Genomic DNA, 21,459 nt, shown 5'->3' on the forward strand with positions numbered 1-21,459 from the left:
CAACCCTTGGCAAAGTGGGGGGTTGCCCCCTACATCGCCCTTGTATCGACCGGATTCGGCGACAGGAGACGCATGGCTGCCACCGATCTTGCCCAGATGGACCTCAACCGGTTGGTGTACCGCTGGTTGAAGGTGGTCCTGTGGCCGGAGAAAAATTATTTCTGGCTGGCGATCATCTATGGCATCGGCATTTCCTTGCTGGGCCTGGCCGTGCCGATTTCGGTGCAGCTGCTGATCAACAGCCTGGCCAACACCGCGCTGCCGGTGCCGCTGTTCACGCTGGCTGCGCTGTTGTTTGGCTTGCTGATCATATCGGGCCTGCTCAGCGTGCTGCGCATCCATCTGATGGAAATGTACCGCCGGCGCTTCATGGCGCGGCTGGTGGCCGATGTGACCATGCGGGCGATCAATGCCGCCGATCCCTTTTTTCAGGATGATCGGCGCATCGATCTGTTCAACCGCTATTTTGAACTGGTCAACATGCAGAAATCGGTGCCGTCGCTGTTGATCGGTGGCTTCACCATCCTCCTGGCGATGATCGTCGGCTTCGTCGTCACGGCCTTTTACCACCCGTTTTTCCTGGCGTTCAATCTGGTGCTGATCGGCCTGCTTTATATGGTGTGGGCGATCTGGGCGCGCGGCGCGATGAAAACCTCGATCGTGCTGAGCCATGAGAAATATAACGCGGCGCAGTTCCTCGAAACCGTCGGCGCGTCCAACGGCTTCTACAAATCCGCGCGCCACATCGATTATGCGCTGAACAAGGCCGAGCAGGTCACCGCCAGCTATGTGAAGGCCCATGCCGGGCATTTCAGCTATCAGTTCCCACAGACGATTGCGCTTTATTTCCTGTATGCGTTGGCCAGTGCCGGCCTGTTGGCGCTGGGCGGCTGGCTGGTCATCCAGGAACAATTGTCGATCGGGCAACTGGTGGCGGCCGAACTGATCCTGTCGGGCGTGTTTGCCGGCATGAACAGCCTCTATTCCTATCTGGATGACTGGTATGATCTGGTCGCGTCGATTGAAGAGTTGTCGCTGCTCTATGGCCTGAAGCAGGAGCCACCGGCGCTGGCCAATCTTTCGGCGCCTGTGGGCGGCGCGCTGGGCATGAGCCGGGTGCGGTTCAGCCTGCCGGCCGGGCCGGCCGAATTGAATCTGGAGATTCCGCAGAGCAGCCAACTGGTGTGTCAGGGCGTGCCGGGTATGGAGCGCGAATTCGCCGAGCTGCTCAAGCGGCTGGAGCAGCCGGAATCCGGGCTGATCACCTTGGGCGGCGTGGATATCGCGCTGATGGACCCCTTGAGCTTGCGGTCCGACATCATCGTGCTCGACCGCGCCACCATCGTCGAATCGACCATTGCCGATTATCTGCGGTTGGCCAATCCGGCCAAGAATGCCAGCGACCAGATGGCGGCGCTGCGGCTGGTCGGCCTGGAAGACCGGCTGGCGCTGCTGCCCGAAGGCATCCACACGAAATTGTCCACCACCGGTGCGCCGTTCACGACCGCCAAGATGATGCAGTTGAAACTGGCGGCAGCGATCCTGTCGGAGCCGCGCATCCTGGTGCTGTCGCCCTTGTGCGACACCGTGTCGAGGTTGCGGTTGAAGGCGGTGATCGAGCATTTCCGGACTACCACCACCACCATCCTCTATTTCAGCAACCGACCCGAAGATCTGGTGCTCGATGGCTATCTCTGGCTGGGGCTCGACGCCCAGGTGATCAGCCGGCGGCGCAGCGAATTTGATGCCATCCGGGGCAGCGCCGGCCGGGAGACCGAAGATGGCGACTGAGAAGGTCAAGCTGCCCGACGGCCATTTCCCGACGCTGCGCGGCCTCAACCCGCCGCCGGTGATGCAGTTGTTTGCCCGCATCCTGGTGACGACGATCGTGATCGTGCTGCTGGTGATCACGCTGGTGCCCTGGGTTCAGACCGCGCAAGGATCGGGCCAGGTGATCGCCTTCGATCCGCGCGACCGCCAGCAGAATATCACCGCGCTGGTGCCGGGCCGGCTGTCGCGCTGGTATGTGACCGATGGCGCCCGTGTGAAGGCCGGCGAACCGATCGCGCGGGTGATCGATATCGATCCCGATTATCTGGTGCGGCTGCGCGCCGAGCGCGAGCAAAAGATCGCCGAAATGGCGGCGACCAGTGCGGCCATGGCGACGGCGCAGCGCGATGTGGTGCGCATGCGCACGCTTTATGCCGAAGGCCTGGCGGCGCGGCGCGAGATGGAATTGGCGCAGATCAAGGTGGCGGATTATGCCGCCAAACTGGCGTCGTCGCGCGCCGAGATCAACAAGATCGATTCCAATCTGCGCCGCCAATCCGAACAGACAATATTGGCGCCGCGCGATGGCCGCATCATGCGGGTGACCAGCATCGACACCGCCACCATCGTCAAGCAGGGCGATGTGCTGGCGACCTTCGTGCCCGAACATTCGCGCCGGGTGGTGGAGCTGTATGTCGATGGCCGCGATGTGCCGCTGATCACCGTCGGCCGGCGGGTGCGGCTGGAATTCGAAGGCTGGCCGGCGATCCAGTTTTCCGGCTGGCCATCGGTGGCCAAGGGTTTTTTCGATGGCCAGGTCGCAGCGATGGACCAGAATGCCTCGGCCAATGGCCTGTTCCGCATCCTGGTGGCGCAGAGCCCGGATCGCGATGCGTGGCCCGATGAACGATCGGTGCGGCTGGGCGCCAAGGTGCGCGGCTGGGTGCAGATGAACACCGTCCCGATCTGGTTCGAACTGTGGCGGGTGCTGAATGATTTCCCGTTGCAATTCACCCGCCCCGGCGCATCCCCGGCGGTGAACGGCGAAGCGCCTGAGGCCAAGGGTGCCAATGCCGCTGCCAAGTAAACTGCGGCTGCTCATGCTGTTGGCGTCGCTGCTGCCGGGAATTGCCGCGGCGCAACCGGCACCGGACGCGCCGGGCCGCCGGGCGCTGGAGGCAGACGCGCGCGCCGCCGCCCAGCCGCTGCCCGCCGCCGCCACGCCGCTTGGCCTGAATGACGTGCTGGCCGCGTCGCGCTTTCACGCGCCGCAGGTGCTGGAGGCGCTGGCCAAGGTGCGCGGTGCGGAGGCCAAATTGCTGTCGACCGAGGGCGCGTTCGACACATTGTTCAGCGCCAATGTCGATATCCGGCCCACCGGCTATTATGACGGCTCGAACGCCGGGGTGCGGGTGTACCAGCCGCTCGCGACCAATGGTGGCAATGTCTATGCCGGTTATGATATTTCGCGCGGCGATTTCCCCACCTATCAGGCCAATGAGTTCACCGCGCGCGCCGGGCGGCTGACGGCGGGCACACTGTTTTCGCTGCTGCGGGATCGTGACATTGATGAACGGCGCTTCAACCGCGCCATCGCGACCGGTGACGCCGTGCTGGCCGATACCGATCGGTTGATGGTGGCGATCGGCGTGCAGGCCCGCGCCATTGCCACGTGGAACAACTGGGTGATCGCCGGCCAACGGGTGGCGGTGTACAAGGGGCTGCTGCAACTGGCGCTCGATCGCCAGGCCGGCTTCAAGCGGCAGGTGGCCGAAGGCCTGCGCCCGGCGATCCTGCTGACCGAGAATGAACAGAATATCCTGCGCCGCCAGACTCTGGTGGTGCAGGCCGAACAGGCGCTGGAGCAGGCGGCGGTTGCCCTGTCGCTGTTCTGGCGCGACAATGATGGCAACCCGGTGGTGCCGGGGCCGGAACGGCTGCCGCCGCGGCTGGGCGCACCACTGCCGCTGGCCGATGATGTGATGGCGGCGCTGGAAAATCGCCCCGATCTGCGCGTGGTGGATGTGCGCATCGCGCAGGCGCGCACCAAGCTGGCGCTGGACCGCAATTATTTCCTGCCCAAGCTGGATGTGAAGGCCGAAGTGAATCAGTATGTCGGCGATGCCGGCATGGGCGCACGCAACTATACTGGGCTGGAAAGCAAGGTCGGCATCGCGCTGTCGGTGCCGCTGCAACAGCGCAATGCGCGCGGCCGGCTGGGCCAGACCAATGCCGATCTGGAAGGCTTTGCGCAGCGCCGCCGCCTGATGGAAGACCAGATTCGCACTGAAATCATGAACCTGTCGATCGCGGCGCGGCAATCGCGGCGGCTGCTCGGCATCGCCATCGATGAACAGGATCGCGCCGGGTTGATGGCCAATGCCGAACGCCGGCGCTTTCAGGAAGGGGCATCGGATTTCTTCCTGGTCAATATCCGCGAGGAGGCTGCGGCCGATGCGCAGGTGCGCCGGCTGGATGCGGCGTTCCGCCAAATTGTTGCCCATGCCGATCTGGCCGCGGCGACGGCCGATCTGAAGCTGCTCGGGCTCGATTGACGCTCCGGCTTGCGCGGACCCCCTTGTTTGTTAAGGGGCGCATATGATGCACCGCTCCCTCCTCGCCGCCCTGCTGCTGTGTGCAGCCACCACCGCCGCCGCGCAGACCGAAGACGCGCTGATCACCGTCACCGGCAAGGGCCTGAAGGATTTGCCCGGCGATGCTGCGCTGTCGCTGGTGGTCATCGATCGTGATCGCATCCTGAACAGCGGGTCCAACCGGCTGGAGTCGGTGTTGGCCGATATCGCCGGGCAGCAGCAGTTCCGCCGGTCCGACAGCCGATCCGCCAACGCCACCAGCCAAGGCATCACCTTGCGCGGGCTGGGCGGCAATGCCTCGTCGCGCGCGCTGCTGGTGCTGGATGGTGTGCCGCAGGCCGATCCGTTCGGCGGCTGGGTGGCGTTTCCGGCCTATGCCACCGGGCGGCTGGACCGCATCCGGGTGACGCGCGGCGGTGGATCGGGATATTGGGGCCCGGGCGCCCTGGCCGGCACCATCGAGCTGGAATCGGTGGGCGGCGCCGCGCTGACGCCGTTCACCGGCGGCATCGCCTATGGCAGCCGCAACAGCCTGGATGCGCAAGGATCGTTGGGCTTGAAGCGTGAGGGCGGGTTTGCCACGCTGTCAGCCGCCTATGGCCGCGGCGATGGCTTCGTGCCCATCGTGGCGCGCAGCCGCGGGGCCGCTGATCGCGCCGCACCCTATGAACAGGCCAGCGCAAATTTGCGCGTCGTGATCGGCATCGCGCCCGATACCGAAGCGCAGGTGACCGCCACGGCGTTTACCGACAGCCGCGAACGCGGCACCCAGTTTTCGCGCAACACATCCGAAGGCGCCGATGCCGCGCTGCGCCTGGTCGGGCGTGGCCGATGGGGCTGGCAAGCGCTGGCCTATGTGCAGACGCGCAATTTCACCTCGGATTTTGCCGCGGTGAACGCCACCCGCACCGCCGCCACGCAAAGCCTGGCGCAGTACGACACGCCGGCCACCGGCTGGGGCGGGCGGCTGGAACTGGCCCCACCGCTGGGCGACAATATCACGCTGCGGTTGGGCGCCGACACGCGGGCCTTGACCGGCCAGACCATGGAGCTGTTCACCTATGTGAACGCCGCCCCCACCCGCCAGCGCGAAGCCGGCGGGCGCAGCACCACCAGCGGCGTTTTTGCCGATGGCAGCATTGCCGCCGGCATCGTCACGCTGACGCTGGCCGGGCGGCTGGATTGGTGGACGATCAAGGATGGCCGGCTGCTGGAAACCACCATCGCCACCGGCGCGCCTTTCACCACCCTGCGCTTTGCTGACCGATCCGGCGAGGAATTGACCGGACGCGCCGGCGTGGCCGTGGCTGCCGCCGACTGGCTGACGCTGCGCAGCGCCGCCTATCGCGGTTGGCGGCTGCCGACCCTGAACGAGCTGTATCGCCCGTTCCGCGTTGGCCCGGACGCCACCGCCGCCAACGCACTGCTCCGCCCGGAACGCATCACCGGCGTCGATGCCGGCCTGACTCTGAAGCCGGCGCGGGGTGTGGAAATCGGCATCACCGGGTTCTGGAATCGCATGGACGACACCATCGCCAATGTGACCGTGGGCACCGGTCCGGGCAATTTCACCGGCGTCGGCTTTGTCGCGGCCGGCGGCTTCTTCCGCCAGCGCCAGAATCTGGATGCACTGGAGGTGTGGGGCTGGGAAGTCGATGCGCGGCTGCGGCGTGGGCCCTTTGGCCTTACCGCAAGCTGGAGCCATGTCGATCCCGTGATCCAGGCCAGCGGTGCCGCCGCCCCACTGAATGGCCTCGCCCCGGCGCAGACCCCGCGCGACCAGTTTTCGGGCACGGCGGATTATACGGGCAAGCTGTTCACCGCCTCGGCCACGCTGCGCCACATCGCCAGCCAGTTCGAAGATGATCAGAACGCGCGGGTCTTGGGCGCGGCGACCATGGTCGATGCGCTGCTGGTGGTGCCGCTGGTCAAGGGCATCGCCATCGAAGGCCGGGTGGAAAATCTGTTCGATGCCGAGGTGCAGGCCGCGCTTTCGGGCACGGGCGTGATCGAACAGGCCTTGCCGCGCACCATCTGGGTGGGTGCGCGGCTGAATTTCTAGAGCGCTTTCCGATCAACTTGGGTCATCGGCACGGTGCCGATTTTGGTTCAAGGCAAGAAGTGAGGAGGGCGCGATGCCTTGTGCATCGTAATCGACGAGGGACGCAGCCTTGGACCAAAATCGCCCCGCCCCGGAGGGGTCGCCGGAACGGCGATGACGTTGATCCAAGTTGGTCGGAAAGCGCTCTAGGCCATCGCCACCGCGGTCGGCTGCACATTGGTGAAGTTGGCGATATCGGCCATCACCTCGCCGGCGCCAGCAGCCTGCATGGCGGCGCCCAGTGCGGCGGCATCGGTGAAGCTGAGCAGGCCGACACACAGCGTGGGCGCATCAGGCGCCAGCGGAAACAGCGCCTGGCTGCCGGTCATGCCCGCCGCGCCGAAATGCTTGGCCGCCAGCGGCAGATGCACGTTGACATAATATTCCCGGTCAAATGTCGCATCGGGCTGCGCCGGATAGGTCACCACCAAAGTTGCCATGATCATTCCCCTGTTCAACCAACCCAGCATAGCAGCGGGGGAAATACGCGGACTTGTCGATATGGGGAGGGAAAAAGCCCGTATCGACAGCGGTGCGCCATAAGCCTAGCCCATAACGATGGATGCGCAGGAGACACGCCATGAGCCGATACAGCAAGGTCGCCATCACATTGCACTGGCTGATGGCGGTAATGATCATCGGCAACCTGGCCGGCGGCCTGCTGCATGATTTCGTGCCCAGCGAAGGCGGCCAGCGCCTGTTCGTGATGAACCTGCACAAAAGCTTCGGCTTGACCATCCTGGCGCTGACGCTGGTACGTATCGGCTGGCGGCTGACCCACAAGCCGCCGGCCCTGCCCGGCTATTTCACCAGCGGCGAGCGCGTGCTGGCCAAGGCGGCGCATCTCGGCTTCTACGCTGCAATGCTGGCGCTGCCGTTGTCGGGCTGGATCATGGCCGATCGCAATGCGCGCGGCCAAAGCTGGTTCGGCCTGTTCGACGTGCCAAAATTCGGCGTGAGCAAGGCGGTGGCCGAAAGCTTCCACGAAGCCCACGAGATATTGGGCTGGACGATGCTGGCGCTGATCGCGCTGCACATTGCCGGCATCATCAAGCATATGGTGCTGGATCGCGACAATCTGCTGCCGCGCATGGGTATCGGCCGCCCGCGCAGCGCTTGATCCCCGCGCCGCGCTTGACTGGCACGGCCCAAGCCCGCCATCAAGGGGCATGGCCGAAGCCGTGAACTTGCATGAAAGCTGGCGCGCGCCGCTGGCCGATCAGTTCGCCTCGCCGCAGATGGCGGCGTTGAAGTCATTCCTGTTGGCCGAACGCGCGGCCGGCAAGACGATCTTCCCCAAGGGCAGCGAATGGTTCCGCGCGCTCGATCTGACGCCGCTGGATCAGGTGCGCGTGGTGATTTTGGGGCAGGACCCGTATCATGGCCCCGGCCAGGCGCATGGCCTGGCCTTCAGCGTGCGGCCCGGCGTGCGCGTGCCGCCGAGCCTGGTGAATATCTACAAGGAATTGCAGACCGATCTCGGCCTTGCCCCGGCCCGGCACGGCTTCCTCGAACATTGGGCGCGGCAGGGTGTGTTGCTGCTCAATAGCTGCCTGACGGTCGAGCAGGGCCAGGCCGCCAGCCACCAGGGCCGTGGCTGGGAAGGCTTCACCGATGCGGTCATCCGGCTGGTGGTGGCGCGCGCGCGTCCGTGCGCCTTCCTGCTGTGGGGCGGCCATGCCCAGAAAAAGGCAAGCTTTGTGGACGGCAATCGCCAACTGGTGTTGAAGGCACCGCACCCGTCGCCGCTATCAGCTTATAGTGGCTTTTTCGGCTGCCGGCATTTTTCGCGCACCAATTACTGGCTGGTATCGCAAGGCCTGCCGCCGATCGATTGGGCCCTGCCGGCCGTTTGACGCGCCTGCCACGTCATCCTGTCCGCTCGGGCGGTCAGTGCGGGAACAATTTGGTGATCATCTTGCGCTCTTGCCACACCTCGACGCAGTCGGCTTGGGTCAGCCGTCTGGCAAACTGAATGGCATCGGCCACGTTCTGGTACTCACGTTCGAGACCGCGATCGATCCGGCCGGTTGAGTCGAGCGTGAAAAAGCGGAAGCGTGTCATGATCAATGTCCTGTGTGGGCTGTGAACGGGTTGGGCAAATCAGACGGCGGCAGCCAAATGGCGATGGATGCGAACATGCGTGGGTTCCACATGGCCGCTCCATAACCATGGGCGTTCCGCGCCTGATTTCGGTTTCGTGAAATTTCAAACAGGCCGTACGGTCTCAAACGCGCCGGCATTGTAACATTATGTCAAATCCCGCGATCGGTGGTTCCTCCAGTTACCGATTGCGTTTCTTCATATATATGTTGAATTAGTTAATCAAGCCCCGTTTGCGCAGGTCCTGCCGCCGGGCCGCGGCGGCAACAAGCGATGCACGCAGCATTGCAATTTGGATCGGGACCAAAGCCCGGCCGATGCTGGCCATCGCGAGTTGAAGCAGAACGTCATCAATCGTGCCGATCGCATCAACGCACTCGGCCGGCCGATGCTCGCGTTGCCGACGCTGCTGGCCGATGACCACCCGATCATGTTGGAGGGGCTGGCATCGCTGTTGCCGGCCGAAGGCTTCGAGACCGTGGCGCGCTGCGCCCCAAGGTGATCATCCGTACCGCCAGTCTGGGTCGCGGGCAAATCGTCGAAACGGTCGAACTGGCCGAACTGGAGCGCGACCTCGGGCTGGCTTGACCGATCGGCCCTGCCTACGACTCGGGCACAAGATTGATTTTTCGTCATAAACCGATGCAGTTTCAACACACCGCCTCAGCCAATTGCTGCAGCGCAGCTTCATTACTCTCTTGTCACAATGCTTGCCCGCGCCAGCGCGGTAGCGGTGTCTCCGGGCTGTCATATGACATTCGCATGACGAAAGTTTCGGTCGTGCACCGACAGGGTCGGCAGCCGTGGCACGGGGCTTTGGAACCCAGGGGAGACGATGGATGACGAATTTTGCATCAACAATCACGCTGCGCCGGCTGTTGGCCGGCAGCGCATTGACCGGCCTGATGCTGGCGGGCCCCGCGCTGGCGCAGACTGCTGCCGCCCCGGCGGCCGAAGCGGCTGATGAAGCCCCCACCATCGTCGTCACCGGCACCCGCCGTACCGATCGTTCGGTCCTCGATTCCGCTTCGCCGATCGACGTCGTTGGCGCGGCCGAAATTTCCACGCAGCCGGCGTCCAACGTGCTCGACATCATCAGGGCGCTGGTGCCGTCTTTCTATGTCGGCCAGAACACCATTGCCGATGCCTCCACCTTCGTGCGCGCCCCGTCGCTGCGCGGCCTGTCGGCCGATGAAGTGCTGGTTCAATTGAATGGCAAGCGCTACAACCGTTCGGCGCTGGTGCAGGTGTTTACCGGCGGTGATACGGCCCTCTCGTTCGGTTCGCAGGGTGCCGATATCTCGGCGATCCCGTCGCTGGCCATCGGCAGCCTGCAAGTGCTGCGTGATGGTGCCACCGCGCAATATGGTTCTGACGCCATTGCCGGCGTGATGAACTATGGCCTGCGCGAAGATGCCGGGTTTGAAGTGATCGGCCATTATGGCCAGAATTATCGCGGCGACGGCGGCAACTACCAGATTGCTGCCAATGCCGGTGTCAAGCTCGGTGACCGCGGCTTCATCAACGTGACCGGCGAATACAGTGACCAGAACGGCACCAGCCGCGGCGTGACCCGGCCCACGGCTGCGGTTTTTGCTGCCCAGAACCCAAGCCTGGCCAGCCAGATCCCCAACTTCCCGGGTCCGGCGCAGATCTGGGGCACCTCGCCCGGTTACGGCTACAAGTTCATCGTGAACTCGGCCTATGAGCTGTCGTCGCAAGCCAAGGTCTATTTCATTGGCAACTATGCCCGCTCCAAGGCGGATCAGAGCTTCAACTACCGCCCGCCGATCGGTGCCAACAATCTCGCCACGGTCGGTGGCGGCACCAACTCGCTCAGCCCCAACGCCGCTTTCGCGACCCCGGTCTATCTGACGCCCTGCCCGGCCAACGCCGCGCCGCTGGGTTGCCCGGCCGGTGGCTTTGTCAACAACAGCAATGTCTACAACTTCACCAGCCTTTATCCGGCCGGCTTCACGCCGCGCTTCATCGGCAAGGTTGAAGAAAAATACGGCGTGCTCGGCATCAAGGGCAAGTTCGACAACGGCTTCACCTATGACATTTCCGGCACGCTGGCGAAGAACCAGGTCGATCTGTCGATGTACGCGTCGCTGAACCCGTCCTTCGGTCCGCAATCGCAGACATCGTTTGACCAAGGCTCGCTGATCCAGGAGGAAACCAACCTCAACCTCGATCTGGCCTATCCGATCGAAGCCGGCCTCGCCAGCCCGATCACCCTGTCGGCCGGCGCCGAATATCGCAGCGAAACCTATTCGCAGACGCCGGGTGACCTGCAATCCTATGCGGCCGGGCCGTTCGCCGTGCAGAATCTTTTCACGTTGCAACCCAACAACACCTATGTGGCATCAGGCCAGGTGACCAAGCCCACCGGCGCCAGCGGTTATGGCGGCACCAGCCCGGCCGCATCGGGCAGCTACAGCCAGAAGAGCTACGCCGTCTATGCCGGCGCCGAAACCGACATCACCGATGCGTTCAGCGTTGGTGCCATGGGCCGTTATGAACATTACAACACGTTCGGCGGCGCCTTTGTCGCCAAGGGCAACTTCCGTTGGGAGCTGAACGATGTGTTGGCCATCCGCGGCACCGCCGGCACCGGTTTCCACGCGCCGTCGCCGGGGCAGAACAATGTGCAGATCCTGACCACCAAGTTCGTGAACGGGGATCAGGTGCAGGCCGGCACCTATCCGGTGACCAGTTCCATCGCGCAATTCTATGGCGCCAAGTCGCTGCGGCCGGAACGTTCGACCAACCTGGGCCTCGGCTTCGTGCTCACGCCCAATGACGCCTTCAACCTGACCGCCGACATCTACAGCATAAAGGTGACCAACCGCATCGGCATCACCCAGGATTTCACCGTGACCGCGGCGAACCTGGTGTCGCTGCCGGCGCTGTCGGCGGTGGGTCTGGGCGGCGCGGTGAATTATTTCACCAACGCCTTTGACACCCGCACCCGCGGCGTCGATCTGGTCGGCACCTGGAAGGGCGATGCCTTCGCCGGCAATCTCAACCTGGCTCTGGCCTACAGCTACAACAAGACCACCGTGCCGCGCCGTGATGCCAGCATCATCAGCCTTGGCCAGGTGATCACCATCGGTGCGTTGGCGCCCAACCATCGCGCCAATTTCACCGCCACCTGGCGCAAGGACGATCTGGCCATCACCCTGCGTGAAGGCTATTATGGCGCCTGGAAGAACGCGGTTGATTTCCCGGATCAGACCTTCGGTGCAAAGTTCACGACGGACATCGACGTCAGCTACACGATCGCGGAACATTACACGCTGTCGGTTGGCGCCAGCAACTTGTTCAACACCTATCCGGACAAGATCAGCCCCACGTCGGGTGCCGGCCCGATCTATGCGCTGACCGGCGGCCTCAACGATGGTTCGGTCTATCCGAGCAGCGGCGGCCCGTTCGGGATCAACGGCGGCCTGTGGTATGCCCGTGTGCGCATCAAATATTGATCGCCGGCTGAACCACTGAATGAAGGGCATGGCCCTGCCGCCGACGGGTGGCAGGGCCTCTTTCTGTCGGGCTTGCAAGGCGATGGGCGTTGCGCCAGACAGGCCGACAAGGCGGGAGCAGGCGATGATGCGACAAGGGATATGGGCGTGCGTGGCCGCGCTGACCGTGGCCGGCAGCGCACTGGCGCAGCCTTCGCCCTTGTTCACCGATCCGCCGACCACTGTGTCGCCCCGCGCCCGGATGGAGGTGCTGCACATCGCTTCAGGCGGGGTGGAGATCAACGGCGTCGCCTATCTCGCCGCCGGGCCGGGGCCGCATCCCACCATTGTCATCTGCCACGGCTGGCCCGGCAACGAGAAGAATCTCGATCTGGCACAGGCGTTGCGGCGGGCGGGGTGGAACGCCATCACCTTCAATTACCGCGGCAGCTGGGGCAGCCCTGGCAATTTCCGCTTCGCCCAGAATCCCGATGATGCCCGCGCCGTGCTGGCGCATCTGCGCACGCCCGACGTGGCGGCGAAACTGGGCATCGATCCGCGCCGCATCGTGCTGGCCGGGCACAGCATGGGCGGCTGGGTGGCGGCAACGGTCGGCAGCGACGATACCGCACTGGCTGGAGTCGTACTGATTTCGGCGGCCAACATGGGGATGGTCGGCACCCAGCCGCGCGCGCGGGTGGTGGCACAGGCGGCCGGCAACAGCGAGGCGCTGGCCGGCACATCGCCCGACATCCAGGCCGATGAACTGATCGCCAGCGCCGCCCGTTTCGATCTGCGCCCGCGCGCCGCTGGCCTCGCCCGCCAGCCGCTGCTGGTGCTGACATCGGATGATGGGCTGAAGCCGTTGACCGACCCGATCGTCGCGGCCGCCCGCGCCGCCGGCGGCAGCGTGACCGAAGCGCATCAGGCCACCGATCACAGCTGGTCGGATGCCCGGCTGGCGCTGGCCACGCGCATCCACGATTGGTTGCAGGCCCTGCCCGCCCGCTGATGGATTGCCGGGCAACACCGGCCTTGTCTCGCCCCGCCTCCCCTCGCATAAGGCCGCGCACGCGCACCCGTGATGCGATAGGGAGGTCCATCAGGCAGGGGGAATGCACATGGACAGCGCAGACATGATCGAGCTTTCGGCAAGCGCGGCGGTGGCGGCGATGCGGGCGGGCGACTTTTCGGCGTTGAATTATGCCGAGGCGCTGCTGGCGCGCTGTGCGGCGGGTGCTGCGCTGAACGCGTTCATCACGCTCGATCCTGATGCGGTGCGGACCGCGGCGCGGGCGGCGGATGCGCATCGGGCGGCGGGCGGCGTGTTGGGCGCGCTGCACGGCCTGCCGATTCCGGTGAAGGACAGCGTCAACACCGCCGGCATCGAAACGACGGCGGGCACCAGGGCGCTGCGCGGCTGGATTCCGGCGCGCGATGCCACCACCATCGCCCGGCTGAAGGCGGCCGGTGCCATCGTGCTGGGCAAGACCAATATCCACGAATTGTCGTTCGGCTGGACCAGCAGCAATCTGGAGTTTGGCCCAGTGCGCAACCCCTATGACCCGTCGCGCATCCCCGGCGGATCGTCGGGCGGCACGGCGGCGGCCGTGGCGGCACGGATGGCCCCGCTGGGCGTGGCCGAGGATACGCAAGGCTCCATCCGCGTGCCGGCGGCGCTGTGCGGCATCGCCGGCTTTCGCCCAACAACCGGCCGCTACCCTACCGACGGCACCGCGCCGATCACGCCCTTGTTCGATCAGATCGGGCCGCACGCACGTTGTGTGGCCGATCTGGCGCTGTTCGATGCGGTGGTGAGCGGCGAAGCGGCACCCATCGCGCCGGCCACGCTGGCGGGCCTGCGCATCGGCATCGATCGCGATTTCTTCTTCGCCGGCCTTGACGCCGAGGTGGCGGCGCTGACCGAACAAGCGCTGGCCCGGCTTGCGGCGGCGGGGGCGGTGATCATCGAGGCGCCGGCGCCGGGGCTGGATCAGGTCATCCCGGTGGCCATGGCGATCCAGGCCCATGATGTGGTGCCGGCGTTTGAACGCTACCTCAGCGAATCCGACGCGCCGGTCGATTTCGAGACGATGTTTGCCGGCGTCAGCGCCGATGTCGCCGAGGTGTTTGCCCAGGTTGCGCTGCGCGGCGCACCGTCGGCCATCGGTGATGATCTCTATCTTGCCGCCCGCGACGTCGCACGCCCGGCGCTGCAACAGGGGATGGCGGCCTGGTTCGCCGATCATCGCATTGATGCCATGCTGTTGCCGGCGACGATGGTGGCAGCGACGCCAGTGGGCGACCAGAGCAATATCGATATCGGCAGCTGGTCGGTGCCATTTGTCACCGCCATCGCCCGCAACATCAGCCCGGCCAGCACCCTGGGCTTGCCGGCGCTGGTGCTGCCGTGCGGATTGACGGCTGGCGGCCTGCCGGTGGCCATCGAGCTCGACGGCCCGGCCGGTGACGACCGGCGGCTGTTGGCGATCGGCATGGCGGTGGAGGCGGTGCTTGGAACGCTGCCGGCGCCGGTGCTGCGCGGCTGAGCCAGGCGCGCCTCACCACATCTTCTGTTCGTCCTCGTCCTCCGCATCATCGTCGCCGGTCACCGGCTTGTTGTCGCCCGGCGGCAGCGGCTTGCGGGCCAGCGGCGTCATCCCGGCGGTTTGCAGCGCCGCATTCGCTGCCGGCAAGCCTTCGGCCAGCGCGGCTTCCAGTGCTTTCAACTGCCCATCAAGCTGGGCCGACAGCGCAGCAAACACGGTGCGGGTGCCGTCCGTTGGCGGTGCCTCGGCGCTTTCGATGATGCCGATCAGCGCCGCCAACTTGTTGTTCAGCTTGATCGGATAGTTGAGCGGATCCTGCCGGCTTTGCATCTTCACCTGGTAGATTTCGGCCTCGATCGCCGACAGCCGGGCCATCAGCGCCGAGACCGTCGCCGGCACCGGCTTGCCGGCCTTGGCAATCGCATCCACCTGGGCGCGGATGCCGCGCACCAGCAGCACGGCATTGTTGGCGTCGCTCACCCGCGTTGTCACCTGCCGGGCCAGGTCGAACCGTGCCTTCAGGGCCGCTGGCGTCACCTTGACCCGCGGGTCGGCGCCGATGGTGAAATTCTGCTCGAACGCCTGGCCATCGACGATCAGCCGCGCCCGATAGGCGCCGGGCAGGGCCGCGATACCGCGGTTGGACGCGGCCCAGAAGATCATGCTGTCAAACACGGTGTAGCCGGGGTGGCGCATGTTCCAGGTGAAGCGGTTCATGCCCGGCTTCATCGCGGCGGTCGGTGTTTTCGGCGGGCCATCATCCTCGTCGTCGTCACCGCCGGCCGCGACCGCGCCGCCGGCGTTGGCGGCCTCCGGCTTCTGCCCATCGGGTTTCAACGGATCGGGCTTTGGCACTTCCGGCTTCGGCGCTTCGGCCTTGCCTTCGAAGCGCTGGATCAGGCTGCCATCGCTGCCCAATATCTCGATGGCCAATGATTTGGGCGCTGCGGCCAGATGATAATCGATGGCCACGCCGGGATCGAGCCCGCGCTGCGCCGGGGCCGGCGCAAACAGCCGCGTCGCTGGCGTCAGGCCGGCATCGACCTGACGGAGCAGGCCGACATTGTCCATCACCCAGAAACCGCGGCCATGGGTGGCGATCACCAGATCCTGGCCGGAGACGGCAAGATCGGCCACCTCCACATCGGGCAGATTGGCCTGCAACTTGTGCCAGGCGGTGCCGCCATCAAAGCTCACCCGCACGCCGCGTTCGGTGCCGAGATAGAGCATGCCGGGGCGCGCCAGATCCTCGCGGATGGAACGCAGCATCTCGTCGGCCGGCAGCCCGGCGGTGATCGGCGTCCAGCTCTTGCCGTAATCGGTCGTCTTGAAGCCGATGGGCGAAAAATCATCCATCAGGAAGCGGTGCGCAACCACATAGGCCGTGCCGGGGCTGTGGGGGCTGTCTTCCACCGTGGTGATCTTGGCAAATTTCGGCATCGCCGGCGGGGTGATGTTGGCCCAGCTGGCGCCGCCATTGCGGGTGATGTGCACCATGCCATCATCGCTGCCCGCCCAGATCACGCCCTTTTCCCGCCTGGACGGCGCCAGGGCGAAGACGGTGGCATAGGTTTCCACCCCGGTCTGATCGCGGGTGATCGGGCCGCCCGACGGCCCCAGCGTCGCCGGATCATGCGCGGTCAGATCGGGGCTGATCTTTTCCCAGCTCTGGCCTTCGTTGCGGCTGCGCCACACATGCTGCGACGTGACATAGAGCGTGCCGGGCTCATGGGGATCGAACACGATCGGGAAGGTCCACTGGAACCGCTCGGCAATGTCGCCCGCCGAATAGCCCATCGGATTGTCGGGCAGCACATTGATGACGCGGCTGAGGCCGGTCGCATGGTCATAACGGGTAAGCAGGCCACCATAGCTGCCGGCATAGAAGATATCCGGATTGCGCGGATCGGGCGCGACATAGCCGCTTTCGCCGCCACCCACGGCAATGCCATAGGCGCCGCCCAGCACATTCGCATTGCGGTGGCCGCGCACCGGCACGCAGATGGTGCTGTTGTCCTGCTGGCCGCCGCAGGCATAGGCCGGCTGATGCGCGGTCAGCGCCAGGCGATAGATTTGCGCGGTGGAAAAATCCTGCCTTGTCCAGCTGGTGCCGGCGTTCACGCTGACGTTGGCGCCGCCATCATTGGTCTGGATCATGCGGTTGTTGTTGTCGGCGGCGATCCACAGATCATGATTGTCGCCGTGCGGCACCTTGATCTTCTTGGGAAATGTCTTGCCGCCATCGTCCGACCGATGGAAATTGACATTCAGCACATAGACGCGTTCCTTGTCCTTCGGATCGGCGACGATGCGCGTGTAATAAAAGGCGCGCTGGCGCAGGTCGCGGCTTTCGTTGCGCTTTTCCCATGTCTTGCCGCCATCGTTGCTGGCATAGACGCCGCCGGCCGCCTCATGCTCGATGATGGCGTAAACGCGATTGGGATCAGCCGGCGATACGCTCACGCCGATCTTGCCGAGCAGGCCGTCTTTGGGCAGGCCCGGTGCGCGGCTGATCTCGGTCCAGCTGCCGCCGCCATCCGCGCTCTTGAACAGGCCGCTGCCCGGCCCGCCGCTCGACATGCCCCACGGCTTGCGCCAGGCTTCCCACAGCGCGGCATAGACAATGTCGGGGTTGGCGGGATCGATGCTGATATCGACCGCGCCGGTCTTGGCGTCGCGATACAGCGACTTCGTCCAGCTCTTGCCGCCATCCTTCGTGCGGAACACGCCGCGATCGTCATTGTCGGCGCCATAATGGCCAAAGCCGCCGACGAAGACCGTGTCGCAATGCTTGGGGTGGATGCGCACCCGGCTGAAATTCTGCACATTGGCCAGACCGATCTTGGCCCAGCTCTTGCCGCCGTCGCTGGTTTTCCACACGCCATTGCCCGGCAGGATATTGCCGCGCAGCTGGGATTCGCCGGTGGTGGCATAGACAATATCGGGATTGGCTTCGCACACGGCGACCCCGCCAAAGGCGGCAGTGTTCACCTTGCCGTCGGTCATCGGCTGCCAGCTTGTGCCGCCATCGACGCTTTTCCACAGGCCGCCGCCGGTGGCGGCAAACCAATATTCGTTGGGCCGCGCCACGCTGCCCACCGCCGAAATCGAACGCCCACCGCGCGCCGGGCCGATGTTGCGCCATTTGAGGCCGCCGAAATAGGCCTCCACGCCAGTCGCTACCGGCACCTTGGCCGGCTGCGCCGACCCCACAACCGCGCCCAGCACCGCCACGGCCGCAACACCCGCCAGTAAGATCGCCCGCATCCCATATCCCCCAAGCTTTGCGCCGTGTTAGCAGGCTGCACGCCAGCCGCAAACGCCCTATCCCAATCTGGGTGGTGCCGCGCTTTCATCCTTCAGCGCCACCCCGGTCAGCCGCCGAGCGCGGGCCTGGTGCACCAGCCAGGCAATCCGGGTCGCAGCGGTGTCATGATCGAGGCCATGCGGCGGGCGGATGTTGGACACGCAATTGCGCTCGCTGTCTTGCCGGCCCGGCCGCGGCTGCCAAGTGATATAGGCCCCAAGCGAGTCTGGCGCGCTGAGCCCCGGCCGCTCGCCGATCAGCATCACCACGATCTCCACCCCCAGCGCCGCCCCGATCGCATCGCCCAGCGCCACCCGCGCCTGATGCGCCGCCACGATAGGCGCCCACACGCCGCCCAGCCGGGGCCGCAGCGCCTGGATCAACGGCACCGCATGCAGCGCGACCGCCGTTGCGGACAGGCCATCGGCCACCACGATGGCGGTGTCGGCCCCGGACGGCACCAGCCGGGCGGCCTGCGCGGCCGGCAGCATGCGGCCGAGATCGGGCCGCTGCAGATAGGTGGCCCGGTCGGGCGCGGCGCTGTGCACGTCGATCACATCAAAGGCCGCATGCAGGGCAGCCACATCGAACACGGCGTGGACGGCATCGCGGGCGCGGGCATGCGCCAGATCAAAGGCCAGGGTCGCCGCCGTGTTCAGCGCCTGCCCGGTCCGCGGCAGGCCGATGCGCGCCTGGGTGAGCGCGGCCAGACGTGCCGGCAGCTCAGCCATCGAGCAGCGCCGGCAGGGCGAGGCGAGCAGGCGACGTCGCGAGGCGCCCGGCCGCATCGGTGATGCCGCTGTCCAGCAGCCATGCCTCGAACTCCGGCGCCGGCCTCAGCCCCAGCACGTCGCGCAGGTAAAGCGCGTCGTGAAAGCTCGTCGATTGATAATTCAGCATGATATCGTCGGCGCCGGGCACGCCCATGATGAAATTCACCCCCGCCACCCCGGCCAGGGTGAGGATGCCATCCATGTCGTTCTGATCGGCTTCGGCATGGTTGGTGTAGCAGATGTCGAGCCCCATCGGCAGGCCGAGCAGCTTGCCGCAGCAATGATCCTCCAGCGCGGCGCGCAATATCTGTTTGCCGTCATAGAGATATTCCGGCCCGATGAAGCCGACCACCGAATTGACCAGCAAGGGCCGGAAGGCGCGCGCCACGCCATGGGCGCGGGCCTCCAGCGTCTGTTGATCGACCCCGTGGTGGGCCCCGGCCGACAGCGCCGAGCCCTGGCCGGTTTCGAAATACATCACATCCTGACCCAGCGTGCCGCGCCCCAGCGCCAGCGTGGCATCTCGCGCTTCGGCCAGCAGCGCCAGATCGATGCCAAAGCCAGTGTTGGTGCCTTGCGTGCCGCCGATCGACTGGAAGCACAGATCCACCGGCGCGCCGGCCTCGATCAGTTGCAGCGTGTTGGTGACATGGGTGAGCACGCAGCTTTGGGTGGGAATGGCATAGGCTGCACGCAATTCATCGATCAGCCGCAACAAATCATGCGCCGCCGCCACACTGTCGCCGGCGGGATTGATGCCGATCACCGCATCGCCCGATCCCAGCAGCAGGCCATCGAGAATGGCCGCGGCAATCCCGGCCGGATCATCGGTCGGATGATTGGGCTGCAACCGCACCGACAGCCGGCCGGGCAGGCCGATGGTGCCGCGAAACCGGGTGATCACCCGGATCTTGCGGGCCACGGCGATCAGATCCTGATTGCGCATGATCTTGGTGACGGCGGCCACCATTTCCGGTGTCAGACCGGCGGCCACCGCCGATATGGCGGCGCCATCACTGGCCAGCAACCAGTCGCGAAAGCCCCCGACCGTCAGATGGGCGATGGCGGCAAAGGCCTCTAAATCATGGCTGTCGATGATCAGCCGTGTCACCTCGTCGGTTTCATACGGCACCACCAGATCAGCGAGGAAGGTCGCCAGCGGCAGATCGGCCAGCACCAGCCGCCCCGCCACCCGCTGTTCGGCGCTGGTGGCGGCGACGCCGGCCAGCACATCGCCGGACCGGTGCGGGCTGGCCGCCGCCATTACGGCGCGCAGATCGGCAAAGCGGTGGCGCGTGCCGCCCAGATCGCGGGTGTAGGGCATCAGACCGGCACCACCGCTGGCCCGCGCCGCCTGGTGGCCAGCACCGCCCCCAGCACGGCTGCGCCCATCACCCCGGCAAACAGCGCAAACAAGAGAGGGTTGAACCAGATCATCGCCGCCAATGCCGCCAGAGCCAGAACGAGCGCCAGGCCGGGCAGCCACGGATAGAACGGCGCCGTCCACGGGCGTTCCAGGTCGGGCGCGATCCGGCGCAGGCGGAACAGGGCAGCCATGCTCATCACATACATCACCAGCGCCCCGAACACCGACAGGGTGACGATGCCGGCGGTGAGCGGCTGGCCGCCGATGTTGACAAGGCGGTCGCTCCAGATCGCGGCAATGCCCACGGCGCCAGCGGCCAAGGTGGCCAGATGCGGCGTGCGGAAACGCGGATGCAACCGCGCCAACGGGCCGGGCAGCAAGCCGCCGCGCGCCAGCGCATAGATTTGCCGGGCACAGGCCATGATGATGCCATGGAAGGATGCCACCAGCCCGAACAGCCCCAGCCACACCAGCATGTGCAGCCAGCCGCTGGCCTGGCCGACCACCGCCTGCATGGCGCGCGGCAGCGGATCATTGACATTGGCCAGTGCCCGCCAATCGCCCGCCCCGCCAGCAAACAGCATCACGCCAAACGCCAGCAGGATCAGCGTCACCATGCCGGCCCCATAAGCGCGCGGGATGGTTCGCCGCGGATCGCGCGCTTCCTCGGCGGCCATTGCCACCCCTTCAATGGCCAGGAAGAACCAGATGGCAAAGGGGATCGCCGCCAGCATCCCCGGCAGCGCCGCCAGGCTGAAGCGCTCCGCCCCCGCCCAGCCACCGACGGCAAAGGCCTGCCACTGGAACGCCGGTGCCACCACGCCCATGAACACCAGCAGCTCGGCCACGGCGAGCAAGGTCACCACCAGTTCAAAGCTGGCGGCAATGGCGACGCCAACGATGTTGAGCGTGACAAACACCGCATAAGCGGCGGTCGCCACCAGTTTCTCGTCGCTGCCAGGAAACTGCACGGCCAGATAGGCGCCGATCGCCAGCGCAATTGCCGGCGGCGCAAACAGGAATTCGATCAGCGTGGCATAGCCGGCAATGGCGCCCCCCAGCGGCCCGAAGGCGCGCAGGCTATAGGCAAAGGGGCCGCCGGCCTGCGGGATTGCCGTCGTCAATTCGGTGAAACTGAAGATGAAGGCGACATAGAGCGCCGCCACGCCGGCCGCGGTAATCAGAAAGCCCAGCGTGCCCGCCGCCGCCCAGCCATAGCTCCAGCCGAAATACTCCCCGGAAATGACCAGACCAACGGCAATGCCCCACAGCTGCAAGCCACCCAGCGTGCGCTTCAGCGTCGGTTGCCCGGCCTGCTCCATCCCCTGCCCCCCTCGACGGCAAACCCTTGCCGCCGGCACGGGCCATAGTGGCGGCGAATTGGCCAAGCGCCAAGTGCCGGGATTCCCCATGGGGAAGCAGCCGCCAACAGAGC

Annotated in this window: 16 protein-coding genes; 10 read left to right on the top strand and 6 right to left on the bottom strand. The window is 65.7% G+C overall.

What is annotated here, in order from left to right; all coding sequences use genetic code 11:
* The first annotated feature begins 72 nt into the window (after positions 1-72).
* The 4 genes from AC6UUM_RS15740 to AC6UUM_RS15755 are packed head-to-tail and all read left to right on the top strand — an operon-like array spanning position 73 to position 6,426.
* Complete coding sequence (locus tag AC6UUM_RS15740) at positions 73-1,791, top strand: ABC transporter transmembrane domain-containing protein (protein WP_500803190.1); 1,719 nt, start codon at positions 73-75, stop codon at positions 1,789-1,791.
* A complete protein-coding gene (locus AC6UUM_RS15745) occupies positions 1,781-2,857 on the top strand; it encodes an efflux RND transporter periplasmic adaptor subunit (RefSeq protein WP_500803191.1) in 1,077 nt (358 codons plus the stop codon). Before AC6UUM_RS15740 ends, AC6UUM_RS15745 begins: the two co-directional genes overlap by 11 nt.
* Before the next feature lie 19 nt (positions 2,858-2,876).
* Positions 2,877-4,325 carry a TolC family protein gene (locus AC6UUM_RS15750; protein ID WP_500803192.1) on the top strand — a complete coding sequence of 483 codons (1,449 nt, stop codon included), beginning with the start codon at positions 2,877-2,879 and terminating at the stop codon, positions 4,323-4,325.
* A gap of 43 nt (positions 4,326-4,368) precedes the next feature.
* A complete protein-coding gene (locus tag AC6UUM_RS15755; protein WP_500803193.1) occupies positions 4,369-6,426 on the top strand; it encodes a TonB-dependent receptor plug domain-containing protein in 2,058 nt (685 codons plus the stop codon).
* A gap of 185 nt (positions 6,427-6,611) precedes the next feature.
* Here the strand turns inward: AC6UUM_RS15755 and AC6UUM_RS15760 are convergent, their stop codons facing one another.
* Complete coding sequence (locus AC6UUM_RS15760) at positions 6,612-6,905, bottom strand: EthD family reductase (protein WP_500803194.1); 294 nt, start codon at positions 6,903-6,905, stop codon at positions 6,612-6,614.
* A 140-nt stretch (positions 6,906-7,045) separates the two neighbouring features.
* On the opposite strand from AC6UUM_RS15760, the gene AC6UUM_RS15765 reads away from it, so the two are divergent.
* Positions 7,046-7,585, top strand: a complete 540-nt coding sequence (locus AC6UUM_RS15765) for a cytochrome b (protein WP_500803195.1) — start codon at positions 7,046-7,048, stop codon at positions 7,583-7,585.
* 49 nt (positions 7,586-7,634) lie between these two features.
* A complete protein-coding gene (gene ung / locus AC6UUM_RS15770) occupies positions 7,635-8,321 on the top strand; it encodes a uracil-DNA glycosylase (protein ID WP_500803196.1) in 687 nt (228 codons plus the stop codon).
* A gap of 34 nt (positions 8,322-8,355) precedes the next feature.
* Here the strand turns inward: ung and AC6UUM_RS15775 are convergent, their stop codons facing one another.
* Positions 8,356-8,529, bottom strand: a complete 174-nt coding sequence (locus AC6UUM_RS15775) for a hypothetical protein (protein WP_500803197.1) — start codon at positions 8,527-8,529, stop codon at positions 8,356-8,358.
* A gap of 331 nt (positions 8,530-8,860) precedes the next feature.
* Between AC6UUM_RS15775 and AC6UUM_RS15780 the strand changes: the two genes are divergently transcribed.
* From AC6UUM_RS15780 to AC6UUM_RS15795, 4 genes are all read left to right on the top strand, one after another.
* Positions 8,861-9,070: a hypothetical protein gene (locus tag AC6UUM_RS15780; RefSeq protein ID WP_500803198.1), complete on the top strand. Its 210-nt coding sequence runs from the start codon at positions 8,861-8,863 to the stop codon at positions 9,068-9,070.
* Between the two features lie 337 nt (positions 9,071-9,407).
* A complete protein-coding gene (locus AC6UUM_RS15785) occupies positions 9,408-12,050 on the top strand; it encodes a TonB-dependent receptor plug domain-containing protein (RefSeq protein ID WP_500803199.1) in 2,643 nt (880 codons plus the stop codon).
* A gap of 151 nt (positions 12,051-12,201) precedes the next feature.
* Complete coding sequence (locus tag AC6UUM_RS15790; RefSeq protein WP_500803200.1) at positions 12,202-13,041, top strand: alpha/beta hydrolase; 840 nt, start codon at positions 12,202-12,204, stop codon at positions 13,039-13,041.
* Between the two features lie 109 nt (positions 13,042-13,150).
* A complete protein-coding gene (locus AC6UUM_RS15795) occupies positions 13,151-14,578 on the top strand; it encodes an amidase family protein (RefSeq protein WP_500803201.1) in 1,428 nt (475 codons plus the stop codon).
* Between the two features lie 12 nt (positions 14,579-14,590).
* Here the strand turns inward: AC6UUM_RS15795 and AC6UUM_RS15800 are convergent, their stop codons facing one another.
* From AC6UUM_RS15800 to eat, 4 genes are read right to left on the bottom strand one after another with little or no spacing between them, the layout of a single operon-like run.
* Positions 14,591-17,845, bottom strand: coding sequence for a VPS10 domain-containing protein (locus tag AC6UUM_RS15800; protein ID WP_500803202.1), 3,255 nt, complete (start codon positions 17,843-17,845; stop codon positions 14,591-14,593).
* 57 nt (positions 17,846-17,902) lie between these two features.
* Entirely contained in the window at positions 17,903-18,616 is a 714-nt protein-coding gene (eutC, locus tag AC6UUM_RS15805) for an ethanolamine ammonia-lyase subunit EutC (RefSeq protein ID WP_500803203.1), read from the bottom strand.
* On the bottom strand, positions 18,609-19,982 hold the full coding sequence (locus AC6UUM_RS15810; protein ID WP_500803204.1) for an ethanolamine ammonia-lyase subunit EutB: 1,374 nt from the start codon (positions 19,980-19,982) through the stop codon (positions 18,609-18,611). Before AC6UUM_RS15810 ends, eutC begins: the two co-directional genes overlap by 8 nt.
* Positions 19,982-21,346: an ethanolamine permease gene (gene eat / locus AC6UUM_RS15815; RefSeq protein ID WP_500803205.1), complete on the bottom strand. Its 1,365-nt coding sequence runs from the start codon at positions 21,344-21,346 to the stop codon at positions 19,982-19,984. Before eat ends, AC6UUM_RS15810 begins: the two co-directional genes overlap by 1 nt.
* Positions 21,347-21,459: the final 113 nt, after the last annotated feature.

The sequence above is a fragment of the Sandarakinorhabdus sp. genome (genome assembly GCF_987265915.1).

Bases quoted from the DNA above. Each gene is read 5' to 3' on its own strand.
- AC6UUM_RS15740 (WP_500803190.1), top strand. From the start codon at position 73: ATGGCTGCCACCGATCTTGCCCAGATGGACCTCAACCGGTTGGTGTAC.
- AC6UUM_RS15775 (WP_500803197.1), bottom strand. From the start codon at position 8,529: ATGACACGCTTCCGCTTTTTCACGCTCGACTCAACCGGCCGGATCGAT.
- AC6UUM_RS15785 (WP_500803199.1), top strand. From the start codon at position 9,408: ATGACGAATTTTGCATCAACAATCACGCTGCGCCGGCTGTTGGCCGGC.
- eutC (WP_500803203.1), bottom strand. From the start codon at position 18,616: ATGGCTGAGCTGCCGGCACGTCTGGCCGCGCTCACCCAGGCGCGCATC.
- ung (WP_500803196.1), top strand. From the start codon at position 7,635: ATGGCCGAAGCCGTGAACTTGCATGAAAGCTGGCGCGCGCCGCTGGCC.
- AC6UUM_RS15745 (WP_500803191.1), top strand. From the start codon at position 1,781: ATGGCGACTGAGAAGGTCAAGCTGCCCGACGGCCATTTCCCGACGCTG.
- AC6UUM_RS15755 (WP_500803193.1), top strand. From the start codon at position 4,369: ATGATGCACCGCTCCCTCCTCGCCGCCCTGCTGCTGTGTGCAGCCACC.
- AC6UUM_RS15795 (WP_500803201.1), top strand. From the start codon at position 13,151: ATGGACAGCGCAGACATGATCGAGCTTTCGGCAAGCGCGGCGGTGGCG.
- AC6UUM_RS15810 (WP_500803204.1), bottom strand. From the start codon at position 19,982: ATGCCCTACACCCGCGATCTGGGCGGCACGCGCCACCGCTTTGCCGAT.
- AC6UUM_RS15765 (WP_500803195.1), top strand. From the start codon at position 7,046: ATGAGCCGATACAGCAAGGTCGCCATCACATTGCACTGGCTGATGGCG.
- AC6UUM_RS15800 (WP_500803202.1), bottom strand. From the start codon at position 17,845: ATGCGGGCGATCTTACTGGCGGGTGTTGCGGCCGTGGCGGTGCTGGGC.
- eat (WP_500803205.1), bottom strand. From the start codon at position 21,346: ATGGAGCAGGCCGGGCAACCGACGCTGAAGCGCACGCTGGGTGGCTTG.
- AC6UUM_RS15760 (WP_500803194.1), bottom strand. From the start codon at position 6,905: ATGGCAACTTTGGTGGTGACCTATCCGGCGCAGCCCGATGCGACATTT.